Source organism: Pyxidicoccus sp. MSG2 (genome assembly GCF_026626705.1).
In the GTDB taxonomy this organism is placed as follows: domain Bacteria; phylum Myxococcota; class Myxococcia; order Myxococcales; family Myxococcaceae; genus Myxococcus.
Window position 1 is genome coordinate 1,970,574 of the sequence record NZ_JAPNKC010000001.1, and the last position, 19,144, is coordinate 1,989,717.

General features: G+C 72.0%; 1 protein-coding gene (running past one end of the window). It reads left to right on the forward strand.

The window, feature by feature from the left end; all coding sequences use genetic code 11:
• Positions 1-19,144 carry the beginning of a non-ribosomal peptide synthetase gene (locus OV427_RS07290; RefSeq protein ID WP_267855381.1) on the forward strand. It continues 28,424 nt past the right edge of the window, so only the first 19,144 of its 47,568 coding nucleotides appear in the window; its start codon is at positions 1-3; its stop codon lies beyond the right edge, outside the window.

Here is a 19,144-nt window from a genome sequence, read left to right on the forward strand (position 1 = left end):
ATGTCGCTGACCCCTGAACAGAAGCGCGCGCGGCTCGCGGAGCTGCTGCGCGAGAAGAACCGTCAGTCCCGTCGTGCGCCGGTGTCCTTCGCGCAAGAGCGGATGTGGTTCCAGGAGCGGCTCAACCCGGGCAGCGCCGCCTTCAACGTCCCCATCGCCGTGCGCCTGTCCGGCGAGCTGAACGTCGACGCCCTCCGCCGCGCACTCCAGGAGTTGGTGCAACGCCACGAGGCGCTGCGCACCACCTTCGTGGAGCAGGACGGGCGCGTGGCCCAGCACATCGCCGCCTCCGTCGACGTCGCCCTGCCCGTGGTGGATGTGGCGGACGGCACGGCTTCCGAGCGCGAGGCCGAGGCGTGGCGCCGCCTGCACCTCCAGGCGCAGCAGCCCTTCGACGTGGAGAAGGGCCCGCTGCTGCGCACGATGCTCTACCGCTGGGGCCCCAGCGAGCACCTGTTGCTGCTCGACGTGCACCACATCGTCTCCGACGGCTGGTCCCTGGGCGTGCTGGTGCGGGAGTTGGGCGCGCTCTACCCCGCGCTCGCCGCGGGCCAGCCTTCCCCGCTGCCTCCGCTGCGCATGCAGTACGCCGAGTTCGCTACCTGGCAGCGTGACTGGCTCAAGGGCGAGACGCTGGATGCGCAGCTCGCGTATTGGCGCAAGCAGCTCGACCCCAACGCCGTGCTGGAGCTGCCCACCGACAAGCCTCGTCCTTCCGTGGCCAGCACGCGCGGCGCCCGCCTCACGGTGATGCTGCCTCCCGAACTGCTCCAGTCCCTCAAGGACCTGGCCCGGCGCGAGGGCCGCACGCTCTTCCCTCTGCTGGTCGCCGCCTACCAGGCGCTCCTGTCGCGCTACAGCGGCCAGGACGACGTCGTCATCGGCACTCCGGTGGCGGGCCGCAACCGCTCCGAGCTGGAGGGCCTCATCGGCCTCTTCGTCAACACGCTCGCCCTGCGCGCGGACCTGTCCGGAGACCCGACCTTCCTGGAGCTGATGACGCGCGTGCATGAGGCGTCGCTGGGTGCCTTCGCCCACCAGGACGTGCCCTTCGAGAAGCTGGTGGAGGCGCTCGAGCCCGAGCGCAGCCTGAGCACCTCGCCGCTGTTCCAGGTCAGCTTCACGCTGCAGAACGCGCCCCTGCCCCCGCTGCACGTGCCCGGGCTGGTGCTGGAGGCGCAGCCGGTGGACAGCGGCACCAGCCAGGTGGACCTGTCGCTGCTCGCCACCGAGCTGCCGCAGGGCCTGCGCCTCGTCACGCTGTACCGCACCGACCTCTTCGAGGAGTCCTCGGTGCGGCGGCTGCTGGCGCACTTCCAGACGCTGCTGGAGGCCATCGCCGAGCAACCGGAGCGGCGCCTGTCCGAGCTGCCGTTGATGGACGACGTCGAGCGCCAGCGCGTGCTGGTGCAGTGGAACGGCCAGCCCGCGGCCTTCCCCGACGGCGCCACCGTCCACGCGCGCTTCGAGGCCCAGGCCGGCACGACGCCCGACGCCACGGCGATCTTCCACGGCGACACCTCGCTCACGTTTGGCGAGCTCGATGGGCGCGCCAACCAGCTCGCGCACCACCTGCGCATGCTGGGCGTGGGCCCCGACACCCTCGTCGCGCTCCACCTGGAGCGCTCCGTGGACCTCGTCGTCGCCATGCTCGGCGTCCTCAAGGCCGGCGGCGCCTTCGTCCCCCTGGACCCGAGCTACCCCGCCGACCGGCTGGGCTACATGCTCACCGACTCCGCCGTCCCGGTCATCATCACCCTCGAGCAGCTCGCGGACGAGCTGCCCTCGCGCGGTGAGCAGCTCGTGCTGCTGGACGCGGATGCGCGCCACCTCGAGCGACAGCCCCGTACGCCGCCCGCTTCGGGCGTGCTGGCCGAGCACCTCGCCTACGTCATCTACACCTCCGGCAGCACCGGACGGCCCAAGGGCGTGGCGGTGACGCACCGGGGCGTGCCCAATCTGGCCCAGGCCCAGTCGCGCGCCATGGGCATCGAGCCGGGCACGCGCGTGCTCCAGTTCGCCTCCCCCAGCTTCGACGCCGCCGTCTCCGAGGTGTTCGTCACCCTCCTCTCCGGCGGCACGCTGTGCCTGCCCACGAGCGAGGAGCGCATGCCCGGCCCCGCGCTGGCGGCGCTGCTGCGCACCCGCGAAATCCACGTCGCCACGCTGCCTCCCACCGCGCTCTTCGTCATGGAGCCCGAGGGCCTGGAGTGCCTGCGCACCCTCGTCTCCGCCGGTGAAGCCTGCTCCGCCGAGCTGGTGGCGAAGTGGGCCCCGGGGCGCCGCTTCATCAACGCCTATGGCCCCACCGAGGCCACCGTCTGCGCCTCCATGGCCATCTGCGCGCCCGATGGACAGAAGCCCTCCATCGGCGGGCCCCTGGCCAACATGCGCCTCTACGTGCTGGACGCGCACCTGCGCCCGGTGCCCACCGGCGTGCCCGGGGAGCTGTTCATCGGCGGCGTGGGCCTGGCGCGTGGCTACCTGCGCCGTCCGGAACTCACCGCCGAGCGCTTCGTGCCCGACGCCTTCTCCGGCGTCCCTGGTGAGCGGCTGTACCGCACGGGAGACCTCGTGCGCTGGAAGCCCGACGGCACGCTCGACTACCTGGGCCGCACCGACTTCCAGGTGAAGCTGCGCGGCTTCCGCATCGAGCTGGGCGAAATCGAGTCCGCCCTTCGCGCCCACCCCTCCGTCGAGGACGCCGTGGCCGTGGTGCGCGCGGACGGGCCCTCCGGCTCGCGCCTCGTCGCCTACGTCGTGTCTCCGTACGAGGAGGACGAAGGCCCCGCGCCGGACGTCCAGGTGCTGCGCACCTTCCTCGCCGAGCGGCTGCCGGAGTACATGGTGCCCGCCGCCTTCGCCGTCCTGAAGGCCCTGCCGCTGACGCCCAACGGCAAGGTGGACCGCAAGGCCCTGCCCGCACCGGAGGCCCAGCAGCGCGACACCGCGACTTTCGAGGAGCCGCGCACCGCCGAGGAGAAGGCCCTGGCCGCCGTCTGGGCCGAGCTGCTCGGCGTGCCCCGCGTCGGGCTGCACGACAACTTCTTCGAGCTGGGAGGTGACTCCATCCTCTCCATCCAGCTCGTCTCCCGCGCGCGGCAGGCCGGCCTGCACCTGGCCGCCAACCACATCTTCCAGCACCAGACGCTGGAAGCCCTGGCGCGCGTGGCGAAGCGCGAGGGACACGTCCAGGCCGAGCAGGGCCTGGTGCGCGGCACCGTGCCGCTCACGCCCATCCAGCGCGCCTTCTTCGAGCAGCCGCCCGCGCTGCCCCACCACTACAACCAGGCCGTCCTCCTCGCCGCGCGCGGAGAGGTGGACGTGCCCGCGCTGGAGAAGGCCCTCCAGGCGCTGGTGGCCCACCACGACTCGTTGCGCCTGCGCTTCACGCGCGGGGCGGACGGCGCGTGGCAGCAGGAAATCGCTGGCGCCGAGGCTCCCGTGCGACTGACGCGGGTGGACCTGAGCTCCACGCCCGAGGCCGCTCAGGCCCAGGCGATGGAGGCCGAGGCCACGCGCCTCCAGGGAAGCCTGAGCCTGGAGGAGGGGCTCCTTCTGCGCGCCGGCCTGTTCCAATCTGGCTCGAATCGCGCGCCTCGCCTGCTCCTGGTGGTGCACCACCTCGCGGTGGACGGCGTCTCGTGGCGCACGCTGCTGGAGGACCTGGCCACGGCCTACGCGCAGCTCCAGCGCGGCCAGCCGGTGGCGCTGCCGCCCAAGTCCACCTCCTTCAAGGCGTGGGCGGAGAAGCTGCACACCTTCGCTCGCTCCGAGGAACTGGCGCGCGAGCTGCCCTACTGGGTAGAGCAGGGCCGTGCCCAGGTGCCCGCGCTTCCCGTCGACCTGACGGGCGCGGCGAACACGCTGGCCTCCGCCCGCGTGGTGCAGGTGTCGCTGGACGCGGAGGAGACGCGCCTGCTGTTGCAGGAGACTCCAGCCGCCTGGCGCGCGCACATCAACGACGTGTTGCTGGCGGCACTGGCCGACAGCCTGACGCAGTGGACGGGCCAGCCCCGGCTGCGCGTGGAGCTGGAGGGCCACGGACGTGAGGCCCTCTTCGAGGACGTGGACCTGTCCCGCACCGTGGGCTGGTTCACCGCCACGTACCCGGTGGTGCTGGATGTCTCCGGCGCCTCCACGCTGGGAGACCGGCTGCGCGCCGTGCGCGACTCGCTGCGACGGCTGCCCCGGCGCGGCATCGGCCATGGGCTGCTGCGCCACCTCGCGGGCGAGGCACAGGCGCGTGCGCTGAAGGAGGCGCCTCGCGCGCAGGTGCTGTTCAACTACCTGGGCCAGTTCGACCAGGTGGGCGGCACGCAGGGTGCGGCGCTGCCCTTCGCGCCGACGCGCGAGCCCACCGGCGCGCTGTGGAGCCCCGAGGGCGAGCGGAGCCACCTGCTGGAGGTCAACGGCTACGTCTTCGAAGGCCGGCTCACGCTGGGCTGGACGTACAGCGAGGCCGTGCACCGCCCGGAGACGGTCCAGGCCCTGGCCGCGCAGTGCCTCTCCGCGCTGCGGCAGCTCATCTCCACCCGCACGTCCGCGGACGCGCGCCGGTACACGCCGGCCGACTTCCCGCTGGCGAAGGTGGACCAGGCCACGCTGGAGCGCGTGCTGCCCGCGGGCCTCGTAGTGGAGGACCTCTACCCGCTGTCGCCGCTGCAGCAGGGCATGCTCTTCCACACGCTGGCGGAGCCGGGGACGGGCATCTACACCTCGCAGCTCGCGTGGACGTTCAGCGGCACGGTGGACCTCGGCACCTTCCGCCGCGCGGTGGACGCCGTGGCCGAGCGCCACGCGCCGCTGCGCACCTCGTTCCTCTGGGACGGGTTGGAGGAGCCGTTGCAGGTCGTGCACCCGGGCGCGTCCGTGCCCTGGGAGGAGCAGGACTGGCGCGGCGTGCCCGAGGCAGAGCAGCGGGCCCGCCTCGACGCGCTGATGACCGGGGACAGCAAGCGCGGCTTCGACCCGCGCCAGGCGCCGCTGACGCGCGTGACGGTGGTGCGCCTGGAGGACCGGGTGCACCGCGTCCTCTGGACGCACCACCACCTGCTGCTGGACGGCTGGGGCCTGGGCGCCATCCTTCAGGAGTTGTTCGCCGCCTACGACGAGCTGCGCGCGGGCCGCACGCCGCAGAAGGGCGGCGCCTCGATGCCGTTCCGCGACTACATCGCCTGGCTCCAGCGCCAGCCGATGGAGCGCACCGAGGCCTTCTGGCGCCAGGCGCTGCGCGGCTTCACCGCCCCCACGCCGCTGCCGGGCATGCAGCCCGAGAAGCCCGGTGTCCCGCACGCGTACTCGCAGCTGCGCTCGACGCTGTCCGCCGAGCTGACCTCGGCGGCCCAGGCCTTCGCACGCCAGCACCAGCTCACGACCAACGCGGTGGTGCAGGCGGCGTGGGCGCTCGCGCTGGCGCGGCACACGGGTGAGCGCGACATCGTCTACGGCGCCACTGTCTCGGGCCGCTCGGCGGAGCTGCCGGGCATCGACCGCGCGGTGGGCCTGTTCATCAACTCGCTGCCCGTGCGCGTCCGCATGGACGAGGACACGCGTGTCCTTGCGTGGATGAAGGCGCTGAACACGCAGCTCGCGGAGCAGCGCAACCACGAGCACTCCCCGCTGGTGCGCATCCAGGGCTGGAGCGACGTGCCTCGCGGCACTCCGCTGTTCCACTCGCTGTTCGTGTTCGAGAACTACCCCGTCGACGCCGCCGTGAAGTCTGCCCGCGCCGACCTGGGCCTCCGGGATGTCGTCTCGCAGGAGATGGCGGAGCTGCCGCTGGGCGCCGTCATCCTGCCCGGCACCCGGATGGAGCTGCGCCTGACGTACGACGTGACGCGCTTCGAGGTGTATCGCCTGGAAGCGCTGCTGAAGCACTGGGCCGTCGCGCTGGAGGCCCTGGTGTCCCGGCCCGACAGCCGGCTGGGCGACGTGTCCCTCCTCTCCGAGGAGGAGCGGCGCCAGGTGCTGGTGCAGTGGAGCGGCAGGTCCGAGGCCTTCCCCGACGGTGCCACCGTGCATGCGCGCTTCGAGGTCCAGGCCCGGAGCACGCCTGACGCCACCGCGCTCGTCCTCGGAGACACGTCGCTCACCTACGGCGAGCTGGATGCGCGCGCCAACCAGCTCGCGCATCACCTGCGCATGCTGGGCGTGGGGCCCGATACGCTCGTCGCGCTCCACCTGGAGCGCTCGGTGGACCTCGTCGTCTCCATGCTCGGCGTGCTCAAGGCCGGCGGCGCCTTCGTCCCGCTCGACCCGAGCTATCCCGCGGACCGGCTGGGCTTCATGCTGGGTGACTCCGCCGTGCCGGTGGTCATCACCCTGGAAGACCTCGCGGATGAGCTGCCCTCGCGCGGTGAGCAGTTCGTCCTGCTCGACGCCGATGAGCGTCACCTGCGGCGCCAGCCCACGACGCCGCCCGCGTCGGATGTCCAGGCCGAGCACCTCGCGTACGTCATCTACACCTCGGGCAGCACCGGCCGCCCCAAGGGCGTGACGGTGACGCACCGGGGCGTGCCCAACCTGGCGCAGGCCCAGGCGCGCGCCATGGGCATCGAGCCCGGCACCCGCGTGCTCCAGTTCGCCTCCCCCAGCTTCGACGCCGCAGTCTCCGAGGTCTTCGTCACCCTCCTCTCCGGAGGCACCCTGTGCCTGCCGTCGAGCGAGGAGCGCATGCCCGGCCCCGCGCTGGCGCAGTGGCTGCGTGCGCAGGAAGTCCAGGTCGCCACGCTTCCTCCCTCCGCGCTCTCCGTCATGGAGCCCGAGGGCCTGGAGTGCCTGCGCACCCTCGTCTCCGCCGGTGAGGCCTGCTCCGCGGAGCTGGTCGCGAAGTGGGCGCCGGGCCGACGCTTCATCAACGCCTACGGCCCCACCGAGGCCACCGTCTGCGCCTCCCTGGCCATCTGCGAGCCCGATGGCCAGAAGCCCTCCATCGGTGGCCCCCTGGCCAACACGCGCCTGTACGTCCTCGATGCGCAGCTGCGCCCCGTGCCCACCGGCGTACCCGGGGAGCTCTTCATCGGCGGCGTGGGACTGGCCCGAGGCTACCTGCGCCGTCCCGAGCTCACCGCCGAGCGCTTCATCCCCGACGCCTTCAGCGGCGTGCCCGGGGAGCGCCTCTACCGCACCGGCGACCTCGTGCGCTGGCTGCCCGACGGCACGCTCGACTACCTGGGCCGCACCGACTTCCAGGTGAAGCTGCGCGGCTTCCGCATCGAGCTGGGTGAAGTCGAGTCCGCGCTGCGCGCCCACCCGTCCGTCGAGGACGCGGTGGCCGTGGTGCGCAATGACGGCCCCGCTGGCGAGCGTCTCGTCGCCTACGTCGTCTCCCCGATGGACGAAGCGAACGTCGAGGTGCTGCGGACGTTCCTCGCCGAGCGGCTCCCCGAGTACATGGTGCCCTCGGCCTTCGTCGTCATGGACGTCCTGCCGCTGACGCCCAACGGCAAGGTGGACCGCAAGGCGCTGCCAGCGCCGGAAGCACAGCAGCGCGGCGCCGTGGCCTTCGTGGCCCCGCGCACGCCGCTGGAGCAGAAGGTGGCGGACGCGTTCGCCCAGGTGCTGGGCGTGGAGCGCGTGAGCGCCAACGACGACTTCTTCGCCCTCGGTGGCCATTCGCTCCTGGCGACCCGTGTGGCCTCGCACCTGAACGCCTCGCTGGGCGTGGAGCTGTCGCTGCGGACCCTGTTCGAGGCGTCCACCGTCTCCGCGCTCGCCGCCCTCCTCGGCGAAGCAGACGCGTCCACTCCCGTCCCCGCCATCGTCCCGGTGCCGCGCACCGGCACGCTGCCGCTGTCCTTCGCGCAGCAGCGCCTGTGGCTCATCGACCAGCTCGAGCCCGGAAGCTCCGCGTACAACATGCCCGCCTTCGTGCACCTGGCGGGCACGCTCGACGTGGGCGCCCTGCGCCGCGCCTTGGACGAACTGGTCCACAGGCATGAAGCCCTGCGCACGCACTTCGCCCAGCAGGAGGGCGAGCCGCTCCAGGTCATCAACCCCCAGGGCCGGCTACCGCTGGAGACGGTGGACCTGAGCGGGCTGGAGCCGCAGACCGCCCGGGCCGAGCAGGAGCGCCACCTCCGCGAGACGCTGCTCCAGCCGTTCACCCTCACCGCGGGCCCGCTGCTGCGCGTGCGGCTCCTGAAGCTGGGCGCCACCGAGCACGTGCTCGCGCTCAGCATGCACCACATCGTCTCGGACGGCTGGTCCATGGGCGTGCTGGTGCGTGAAGTCGCCGCCCTCTACGAGGCCTTCTCCCAGGGCAGGCCGTCGCCCCTGCCGCCGCTGCCCATCCAGTACGCCGACTACGCCGTGTGGCAGCGCAACTGGCTGCAGGGCGCGGCGCTGGAAGCGCAGCTCGGCTACTGGAAGCAGCAGCTCTCCGGTGGCGCCACGCTGGAGCTGCCCACCGACAAGCCGCGTCCGCCCGTGCAGACCTTCCGCGGGGCGTACGTGCCCGTCGTGCTGTCACGCACCACGGCCGCCAGGCTCGACGCGCTCTGCCTCCGCGAGGGGCTCACGCCCTTCATGGTGCTGATGGCGTCCTTCCAGGTGCTGCTCTCCCGTCACGCGGGCCAGGAGGATGTCTCCGTCGGCTCGCCCATCGCCGGACGCCAGCGCGGGGAGCTCGAGGGCCTCATCGGCTTCTTCGTCAACACCCTGGTGCTCCGCGCCCGGGTGGAGGGGCGGTCCTCGTTCCTCCAACTGCTGCGGCAGGTGAAGGAGGCGGCCCTGGGCGCCTACGCCCATCAGGACGTGCCCTTCGAGCGGCTGGTGGAAGAGCTCCAGTCCTCGCGCGACCTGAGCCGCTCACCGCTGTTCCAGGCGCTCTTCGCGCTCCAGAACGCGCCCATGCCGTCGCTCCAGGCGCCGGGCCTGGAGATGGCGCCGCTGACGGTGGCGAACCCCACCATCAAGTTCGAGCTGGAGCTCAGCCTCGCGGAGTCCGTGGACGGCTACCGGGGCACGCTCGGCTACAACACCGACCTGTTCAACGCCACCACCGTCGAGCGCATGGCGAGCCACTTCCAGGCGCTCATCGAGGCGCTGGTGGAGCGGCCCGAAGCGTCCCTCGACTCCATCTCCATGTTGGCTCCGACGGAGCGCCAGCAGGTGCTGGTGGACTGGAGCACCGCTGCTCCGAACCATCCGCGCGAGTCCACCCTGCCCGACGTCTTCGCCCAGGTGGTGGCCCGCTTCCCGGACCACATCGCCGTCGAGTTCGGTGACACGCGTCTCACCTACCGACAACTGGATGAACGCTCCAACCTGCTTGCGCACCACCTGCGCCGGCTGGGTGTGGGTGCCGACTCCCGCGTCGCGCTCGCCGTGGAGCGCTCGCTGGAGCTCATCGTCTCCCTCGTCGCCATCCTCAAGGCCGGCGGCGCCTACGTGCCGCTGGACCCGTCCTATCCGCGTGAGCGACTGGCCGGCATGGTGGAGGACACCCGGCCCCAGGCGCTCATCACCACCCGCGACTTCGTCTCCAGGCTGCCCGCGGAGGGACTCACCACCGTGGTGCTGGAGGACGCCGCGCTCGCTTCCGAGCCGACGCATGCGCCTTCACCCGTCGCCCTGCCCGACTCGCTGGCCTACGTGGACTTCACTTCCGGCTCCACCGGACGGCCCAAGGGCGTCGGCACCACCCACCACAACGTCCTGCGCACCCTCCTCGGCGTCGACTACGCCCGCTTCGGGCCCGACGAGGTCCTCCTCCAGTTCGCCCCCATCCACTTCGACGCCTCCACCTTCGAAATCTGGGGCGCGCTGCTGCACGGCGGCCGCCTCGTCGTCATGCCGCCGCAGGCCGCGTCGCTGGAGGAACTGGGCCGCGTCATCCAGTCCTCGGGCGTCACCACGATGTGGGCCACCAGTGGCCTCTTCACCCAGTTGGTGGACACCCCGCCTCCGGGACTGAGCACGCTGAAGCACGTCATGACAGGCGGCGACGTCGTGTCGCCCGCACACGTACGCCGCGCCGTGGACGGGCTGCGCCTGCCCGTCACCGCCTTCTACGGCCCCACCGAAACGACGGTGTTCGCCACGTCCTGGCCCGTGACACGCGCGGAGCAGGTGGGCAACACCGTGCCCATCGGCCGTCCGACGCCAGGAACACGGCTCTACGTCCTGGACGCGCACGGCCAGCCCGCGCCCGTGGGCGTCACCGGGGAGCTGTTCATCGGTGGCGACGGCGTGGCCCGTGGCTACGTCGGCCAGCCCGCGCTCACCGCCGAGCGCTTCATCCCCGACTCGTTCGGAGACGAGCCCGGTGCCCGCCTCTACCGCACGGGAGACCTCGTCCGCTGGCGCAATGACGGCGCGCTGGACTTCGTCGGCCGTGCCGACACGCAGGTGAAGCTGCGCGGCTTCCGCATCGAGCTCGCCGAAGTCGAGGCAGCCCTGCGGGCGCACCCCGAGGTGGCCCAGGCCGTAGCGCTGGTGCGCGAGGACGTGCCCGGCGACAAGCGCCTCGTCGGCTACGTCGCCGCGCCCGAGTCGCTCGACCTGGCCTCGCTGCGCGCGTCCCTCAAGCAGCGGCTGCCCGAGTACATGGTGCCCTCCGCCTTCGTGCGCCTGGACGCCCTGCCCCTCACCGCCAACGCCAAGGTGGACCGCAAGGCCCTGCCCGCTCCCGACGCCGCGTTGCTGTCGTCCACCAAGGCGTACGTCGCCCCGCGGGGCCCCACCGAGGAGCTGCTGGCGGGCATCTTCGCCCAGGTGCTGGGCCTGACGCGTGTCGGCGCCAACGATGACTTCTTCGAGCTGGGCGGACACTCGTTGCTGGCCACGCGGGTCGTCTCGCGCATCCGCACGGCCTTCGACGTGGACCTCGCCCTGCGCGAGCTGTTCCAGGCGCCCACCATCGCCACCCTCGCCGAGCGCATCGACACGGCGGTACGGACCGGGCAGATCGGCGTGCTTCCGGCCATCGCGCGAGTGCCGCGCACGGAGAAGCTGCCACTCTCGTTCACCCAGCAGCGGCTGTGGTTCCTGGACCAGCTCGAGCCCGGCAGCCCGGCCTACAACATGCCCGTGGTGCTGGAGCTGTCCGGCGAACTCAACGTCGATGCCCTGCGCGAGAGCCTCTCCACGCTCGTGCGCCGGCACGAGGCCCTGCGCACCACGTTCCACGCGGGCGCCGAGGGCCCCGTCCAGCGCACCTCCGAGCCCGCGCCGCTGGACCTGCCCGTCATCGACCTGAGCCCCCTGCCGCCCGAGCAGCGCAAGGAGGAGGCACGGCGGCGCGTCACCCGGGAAGCGATGAGCCCGTTCGACCTCGCCACGGGCCCCCTCATCCGCGCCCTCCTGCTGCGCCTGGACGCGCGCGAGCACGTGCTCCAGCTCAACATCCATCACATCGTCTCGGACGGCTGGTCCATGACCGTGCTGGTGCGGGAGCTGACCGCGCTCTATCCGGCCTTCGCCTCCGGCCAGCCCTCGCCGCTGCCAGAGCTGCCGCTCCAGTACGCGGACTACGCCGCATGGCAGCGCCGGTGGATGGATGACGCGGAGCTGGAGAAGCAGCTCACGTGGTGGCGGCGTCAGCTCGACGGGGCGCCGCAGGACCTGGAGCTGCCCACCGACAGGCCGCGCGTCCACCACCCCGCCCCACCGGGCGCGCTGCTGAACATGAAGCTCCCCCGCGAGCTGTCGGAGGCCGTGGAAGCCCTCTGCATCCGCGAGGGCATCACGCCCTTCATGTTCTTCCTGGCCGCCTTCCAGGTGTTGCTGTCGCGCTACTCCGGCCAGGACGACATCTCCGTCGGAACGCCGGTGGCGGGCCGCAACCGCACCGAGCTCGAGGGGCTCGTCGGCTTCTTCCTCAACACCCTGGTGATGCGCACCCGCCTGGACGGCGAGCCCACCGTGCGCGAGCTGCTCGGCCGCGCGCGGGAGACGGCGCTTGGCGCCTACGCGCACCAGCATGTCCCCTTCGAACAGTTGCAGCCGATGCGTGATTTGCGCCAGGCGCCGATGTTCCGGGTGATGCTGCTCCTGCAGAACCTCCCGGAGTCGGAGCTGGCGCTGCCGGGGCTGAGCGTGCGCGTCGCCGTCCCCGAGCGGCGCATCTCCAAGTTCGACCTGTCGCTGTCCCTGACACGCACGAACGAGGGGTTCGTCGGCGAGCTGGAGTACGCCACCGACCTGTTCGACACGTCCACCGCCGAGCGCATGGCCCGGCACCTGCGCACGCTGGTGGAGGCCATGGTCGGCGACACGAGCCGCCCCGTGTCCGGACTGTCCATGCTCTCTGGGGAGGAGCGCCAGCGCATCCTCGGGGACTGGAGCGCCAACCCCGCCCCCTTCCCCGACGTGTGCCTGCACTCGCTCTTCGAGGACCAGGTGCGCCGCGCGCCAGACGCGCTCGCCGCCTCCTTCGAGGGGCAGCACCTCACCTACGCGCAGCTCGATGCGAAGGCCAATCAGCTCGCTCACGCCCTGCGCCGCCAGGGCGTCGGGCCCGAGGTGCGCGTGGCGCTCAGTGTGGAGCGCTCGCTCGACATCGTCGTGGGCCTGTTCGGCATCCTCAAGGCCGGCGGCGCCTGGGTGCCCGTGGATCCGCTCCTGCCCCGTGAGCGCCTGGCCTTCATGCTGGAGGACAGCGGCGCGGTGATGCTGGTGACCCAGGCTCCGCTCCTGGAGCGCTTCCCGGCGTCGTTCCACGCGCGCGCTCTCTGCCTGGACACCGGGCGGGAGGCGCTGTCGCGCGAGAGCACCGAAGCACCGGTGACGGGCGTGGCGCCGTATCACCTGGCCTACCTGCTCTACACCTCCGGCAGCACCGGCACACCCAAGGGCACCGCCGTGGAGCACCGGAGCGTGGCCAACCTCGTCACCCAGGAGAAGGGCGTCTACGAGATTGGCCCTGGCAGCCGCGTGTTGCAGTTCGCCAGCCTCTCCTTCGACCTGTCGGTGGAGGAGATCTTCACCACGCTGTGCTCCGGAGGCGCGCTGGTGCTGGCGCCGATGGAGAAGCTGATGCCGGGCGCACCGCTGCAGAAGTTGATGCGCGACGAGGCCCTCACCGTCATCAGCGTCACCCCGGCCACGCTGGCGGCCACGCCCGCAGAGAACTACCCCGCCCTGCGCACCGTCATCTCCGGCGGTGAGGCCGTCTCCGCCGAGGTGGTGGCGCGCTGGGCGCCGGGCCGCACGTTCCACAACGGCTATGGCCCCACGGAGGCCACGGTAGTGGTCACGCTGACCGTCTGCGAGCCGGACGGGCGCGTACCCTCCATCGGCCGTCCCATCGGCAACCTGCGCACGTACGTGCTGGACGCGCGCGGCGAGCCGGTCGCCGTGGGCGTGAAGGGCGAGCTGTACGTGGGTGGCGTGGGCGTGGCGCGTGGCTACGCGGGCCGACCCTCACTCACCGCCGAGCGGTTCCTCCCGGACGCCCTCTCCGGAGTGCCCGGCGCCCGCCTGTACCGCACGGGTGACGTGGTGCGCTGGCGGGAGGACGGCTCGCTGGAGTTCGTCGGCCGCGCGGACGCGCAGGTGAAGGTGCGCGGCTTCCGCATCGAGCTGGGCGAGGTGGAGTCCGCCCTGGCGAAGCTGCCCGCGGTGCGTGAGTCGGCAGTGCTGGCGCGCGAGGACGGGCCCGGTGGAAAGCGCCTGGTGGGCTACGTGGTGGCGCACGAGGGCTTCCAGACGGACAGCGCCGCGCTGCGCGCCGCCCTGAAGGAAACGTTGCCCGAGTACATGGTGCCCTCGGCCGTGGTGGTGCTGGACGCGATGCCGCTCACGTCCAACGGCAAGGTGGACCGCAAGGCCCTGCCCGCGCCGGACCTCACCGCCGCCAGTGGACGTCCGGACTTCGTCGCCCCGCGCACGGAGACGGAGACGCTGCTGGCCGGCATCTGGAGCGCCGTGCTCGGCGTGGAACCGGTGGGCCTGTCCGACAACTTCTTCGAGCTGGGCGGACACTCCCTGCTGGCCACCCAGGCCATCAGTCGCATGCGCGCCGCGTTCAACGTGGAACTGCCGCTGCGCGACCTGTTCGACGCCGCGACGCTCACCGAGCTGGCGGTGCGGGTGGACCGGGCAGTGCAGGCCGGCCAGGGCGCGCAGGTGCCGCCGCTGGTGCCGGTGCCGCGCACGGGCGACCTGCCGGTGTCGATGGCGCAGCATCGCCTGTGGTTCCTGGACCAGCTCGACCCGGACAGCCCCCTCTACAACCTGCCGTCCGCCCTCGGGCTGGAAGGCGCGGTGGACACGGGTGCCCTGGAGCGAGCGCTGACGGAGCTGGTGCGCAGGCAGGAGGCGCTGAGGACCACGTTCCGCGACAGCGCGAATGGCCCCGTCCAGGTCATCCACCCGGCCGCGCCCGTGCCGGTGCAGGTGATGGACCTGACCGCGGTACCCGAGGCCCAGCGGCGGCAGGAGGCACGGCAGCGCGTGCGTGAAGAGGCGCTCCGTCCCTTCAGCCTGTCCCGAGGCCCACTGCTGCGCGCGGCGCTGCTGAAGCTCTCCGAGCGCGAGCACGTGCTGGTCATCACCGTGCACCACGTCGTCTCCGACGGCTGGTCGCTGGGGGTGATGGTGCGCGAGCTGGCCGCGCTCTACGTGGCCTTCTCGGGGGGCCAGCCCTCTCCTCTGCCCGAGCTGCCGTTGCAGTACGCCGACTTCGCGGCCTGGCAGCGCGGCTGGCTGCGGGACGAGGTGCTGGAGGGTCAACTCGGCTGGTGGCGCGAGCAACTGGCCGGCGTGCCGCGCACGCTCGAGCTGCCCACGGACCGGCCCCGGCCGGCGGTGCAGACGTCACGCGGTGCCTCGACGATGGTGCAGCTCCCGGCGTCCCTGGCCGAGGCGCTGGAGGCCCTCTGCCGTCGTGAGGGCGTGACGCCCTTCATGGCGCTGCTCAGCGCCTTCCAGTTCCTGATGGGCCGCTACACGGGCCAGTCGGAGGTCATCGTCGGCTCGGTCGTGGCCGGAAGAGACCGGGGAGAGCTGGAGTCGCTCGTCGGCTTCTTCATCAATACGCTGCCCCTGCGGGCGCGGTTGTCCCCCACGGACAGCTACCGCTCGCTGCTGGCCCAGGTGCGGGACACGACACTCGGCGCCTTCGCCCATCAGTCCGTGCCCTTCGAGCGCGTGGTGGAGGCGCTCCGGATGGAGCGCGACCTGAGCCGCCCGCCGCTGGTGCAGGTGATGTTCGCGCTGCAGAACGCGCCCATGCCGACCCTGCGGCTGCCGGGCCTGTCCCTGAGCGCGATGCCGGTGGAGAACAGGCCGGTCAAGTTCGAGCTGGAGCTGAACCTGTTCCGCACGGCCGATGGCTACTCCGGCCCGCTCGAATACAACACCGACCTGTTCGAGCCGGCGACCATCGACCGGATGGCAGAGCACTTCCGTGGGCTCGTGGAAGCGCTCGTCGCCCGGCCCGAGGCGCCCCTCGCGTCCGTGTCCATGCTGACGCAGGCGGAGCGCCGGCAGGTGCTGGTGGAGTGGAATACCACCGCCTCCGAGTACCCGCGCGGCTCCACCGTCGCGGAGGTCTTCGCGCAGGTGGTGGCCCGTCATGCCGACAAGGTCGCCGTCGAGTTCGGCGACTCGAAGCTCACCTACCGTCAGCTCGATGAGCGCGCCAACCTGCTTGCGCATCACCTGCGCGGCCTGGGTGTGTCCACCGACTCCCGCGTGGCCATCTCGCTGGAGCGTTCGCTGGAGCTGATTGTCTCCCTCGTCGCCATCCTCAAGGCCGGTGGCGCCTACGTCCCGCTCGACCCCTCGTATCCGCGCGAGCGTCTCGCCGCCATGGTGGAGGATGCGCGTCCCGGCGTCCTCGTCACCTCGCGCGAGCTCCTCGCGAAGCTGCCGGTGGAAGGACTGGCCACCGTGGTGCTGGAGGAGACCCCGCTCTCCAGCCAGCCCACGTCCGCGCCGGCCCTGCTCGCTCAACCCAACAGCCTCGCGTACATCGACTTCACCTCCGGCTCCACCGGCCGGCCCAAGGGCGTCGGCACTCCGCAGGCCGCCGTGCTTCGCACCGTCTTCGGCAACGACTACGCGCACCTGGGTCCGGACGAGACGTTCCTGCTCATCGCACCTGTCTCCTTCGACGCCTCCACCCTGGAGCTGTGGGGCCCGTTGCTCCATGGCGCGCGGCTCGTCGTCTTCCCGCCCCACTCGCCTTCTGACTTGAAGGAACTGGAGTCGGTGCTGACGAAGCACGCCGTCACCACGCTGCACCTCACCGCCGGCCTCTTCACCCAGGTGGTGGACAACAACCTCGCGGCGCTTCGTGGGGTGAAGCAGTTGCTCACCGGTGGCGACGTGGTGAGTGCCCCGCACGTGCGCCGCGTCCTCGAAGAGCTGCGCATCCCGGTGACGGCCTGCTACGGCCCCACCGAGAGCACCCTCTTCGCCTCCACCCACCGCATGACGGACGCGGCCCAGCCAGGCACGGCCGTGCCCATCGGCCGCCCCATCGGCAACACGCAGGTGTACCTGCTGGAGGCCTCCGGTCAGCCGGTGCCCGTCGGTGTCATGGGTGAGCTGTTCATCGGAGGCGACGGCCTCGCGCGCGGCTACGTGGAGCAGCCCGCGCTCACCGCCGAGCGCTTCGTCCCCGATGCATTCTCCGGCACGCCTGGCGCCCGCCTCTACCGCACGGGCGACCTCGCCCGCTGGCGGGGTGACGGCGTGCTGGAGTTCCTCGGCCGCGCCGACGCCCAGGTGAAGGTGCGTGGCTTCCGCATCGAACTGGCCGAGGTCGAAGAGGCGCTGCGGGCCCATCCCGGCGTGGCCCAGGCCGTGGTGCTGGCACGTGAGGACGTGCCCGGCGACAAGCGCCTGGTGGCCTACGTCGTGGCCGTGCCCCAGGCGGGGGACTCCGCGAGCGCCGCGGAGCTGCGCGCCTTCCTGGCGAAGCGCCTGCCCGAGTACATGGTGCCCTCCGCCGTGGTGCGGCTGGACGCCCTGCCCCTCACGGCCAACGCCAAGGTGGACCGCAAGGCCCTGCCCGCGCCGGATGCGGACAGCCTGCGCGGCGAGGCCCCCTTCATCGCGCCTCGCACCCCGTTGGAGCAGACGCTGGCGGAGCACTTCGCCCAGGTGCTCGGCGTACAGCGCGTGAGCGTCACCGACGACTTCTTCGCCATGGGCGGCCACTCGCTGATGGCCACCCGGCTCGCGACCAGCCTCCGCGAGGCGCTGGGCGTCGACCTCCCCCTGCGAATCTTCTTCGAGTCCCCCACTGTGGAAGCGCTCGCGGCACGTCTCGAGAAGGCCCGGCAGGCCGCACTGCCCGCCGCGGCCGTCGCACCGAAGGCCGAACCGAAGCCGTGGTCTCCGCTCGTGCCCCTGCGCGCGGGTGAAGGCGCACGCCGGCCGCTCTACCTCGTCCATCCGATGGACGGTCGCCTGCACTGCTACGCCGGGCTGGTGGAGCACGCGCCGAAGGGGCAACCCATCCTCGGCATCCAGGCGCGAGGCCTCGACGACGGCCGCGCGCCCCTGGAGTCCGTGGACGCCATGGCCGCGTTCTACGTGGAGGCCCTCCGCGCGGCACAGCCCGAAGGCCCGTACCTGCTGGCCGGCTGGGCCCTGGGCGGTGTCGTGGCCTGGGAGATGGCGCAACAGCTCCAGCGCGAGGGGCTGGAGGCGAAGGTGGTGCTCATCGAGCCCGCGCCCACCTCGCCGGACGCCGCCACCAAGGCCAACGCCGCGGCGGCCCAGGCCGCCCTGTTCGCCCGCGAGCTGGCCCGGCAGGCCGGCGTGGACGAGCTCCCGCTGCCCGCGAGCCTCACCACGGGCAAGGACCCCGAGCCGCTGCTCCAGCACCTGCACGCCGAGGGCGTGAAGGCAGGGCTGCTGCCCGAGGGACTCTCCCTGGATGAGCTGCGTGCGCGGTTCAAGATGTTCGCCAGCCACCTGCGCGCGGCGCGGCGCTACGTGCCGGAGCCGTACTCCGGCCCGGTGCGCCTGGTGCGCGCCGCCGAGGCGCCTGACGTGGAGGACGGCGAGGCGGACCGCGGCTGGGGCGAGCTCGCCGAGGCCGGCGTCGAGGTGGAGCAGACGCCGGGCGACGGCTACTCCCTGCTGCGCGACCCGCACGTGAAGGCCCTGGCGGAGCTGCTGTTCGGCGCTCCTGGCTCGGAGCCGACGACTCCGGGCGGAGGCGGCGACGGCAAGCCGCTGTCCTTCGCCCAGCAGCGCCTGTGGTTCATCGACCAGTTCCAGCCCGGCAGCGCCGCCTACAACATCTTCTACGGGCTGCGCTTCACCGGGCCCATGAACGCCGACGTGCTGGAGCGCGCCTTCGCGGAGCTGGTGCGCCGCCACCACGCGCTGCGCACGCACTTCCGTGACACCGAGAGCGGCCCCGTACAGGTCGTCACCGAGCCCGGGCCGTTCTCCATTCCCCACGAGGACCTGCGCGCCCTCCCCGTCGAGCAACGGGAGGCAGAGGCCCGACGGCGGGCGGAGGCGGATGCGCGGCAGCCCTTCGAGCTCGCGAAGGGCCCGCTGCTGCGCGCCCGGCTGCTGACGCTGGATGCGCAGGACCATGTGCTGGTGCTGGTCATCCACCACATCGTCTCGGACGGCTGGTCCATGAGCATCCTGGTCCAGGAGATGACGGCGCTGTACCTGTCGTTCCTGATGGGCGAGCCCTCGCCGCTGCCCGAGTTGCCGGTGCAGTACCCGGACTACGCGGTGTGGCAGCGCGGGTGGCTCCAGGGCGAGGTGCTGGAGAAGCAGCTCGCGTACTGGCGCCAGCAGCTCGCGGGCGCGCCCGAGGCGCTGGAGCTGCCCACGGACAAGCCGCGTCCGGCGGTGCAGACGAACAACGGAGCCCTGCGCGTCATCAAGCTGTCCCGGACGCTGTCCGACGCCGTCAACGCGCTCTGCCGCCGCGAGGGCACCACGCCCTTCATGGCGCTGCTGGCCGCGTTCCAGGTGCTCCTGTCCCGCTACTCGCGGCAGGACGACGTGGTGGTGGGCTCGCCCATCGCCGGCCGCTCGAAGCGCGAGCACGAGGGCCTCATCGGCTTCTTCGTCAACACGCTGGTGATGCGCGCGCGGCTGGAGGGACGGCTCTCCTACCGTGACTTGCTGAAGCAGGTGAAGGAGTCGGCGCTCGGTGCCTTCGCCCACCAGGACGTGCCGTTCGAGAAGCTGGTGGACGAGCTGAAGCTCA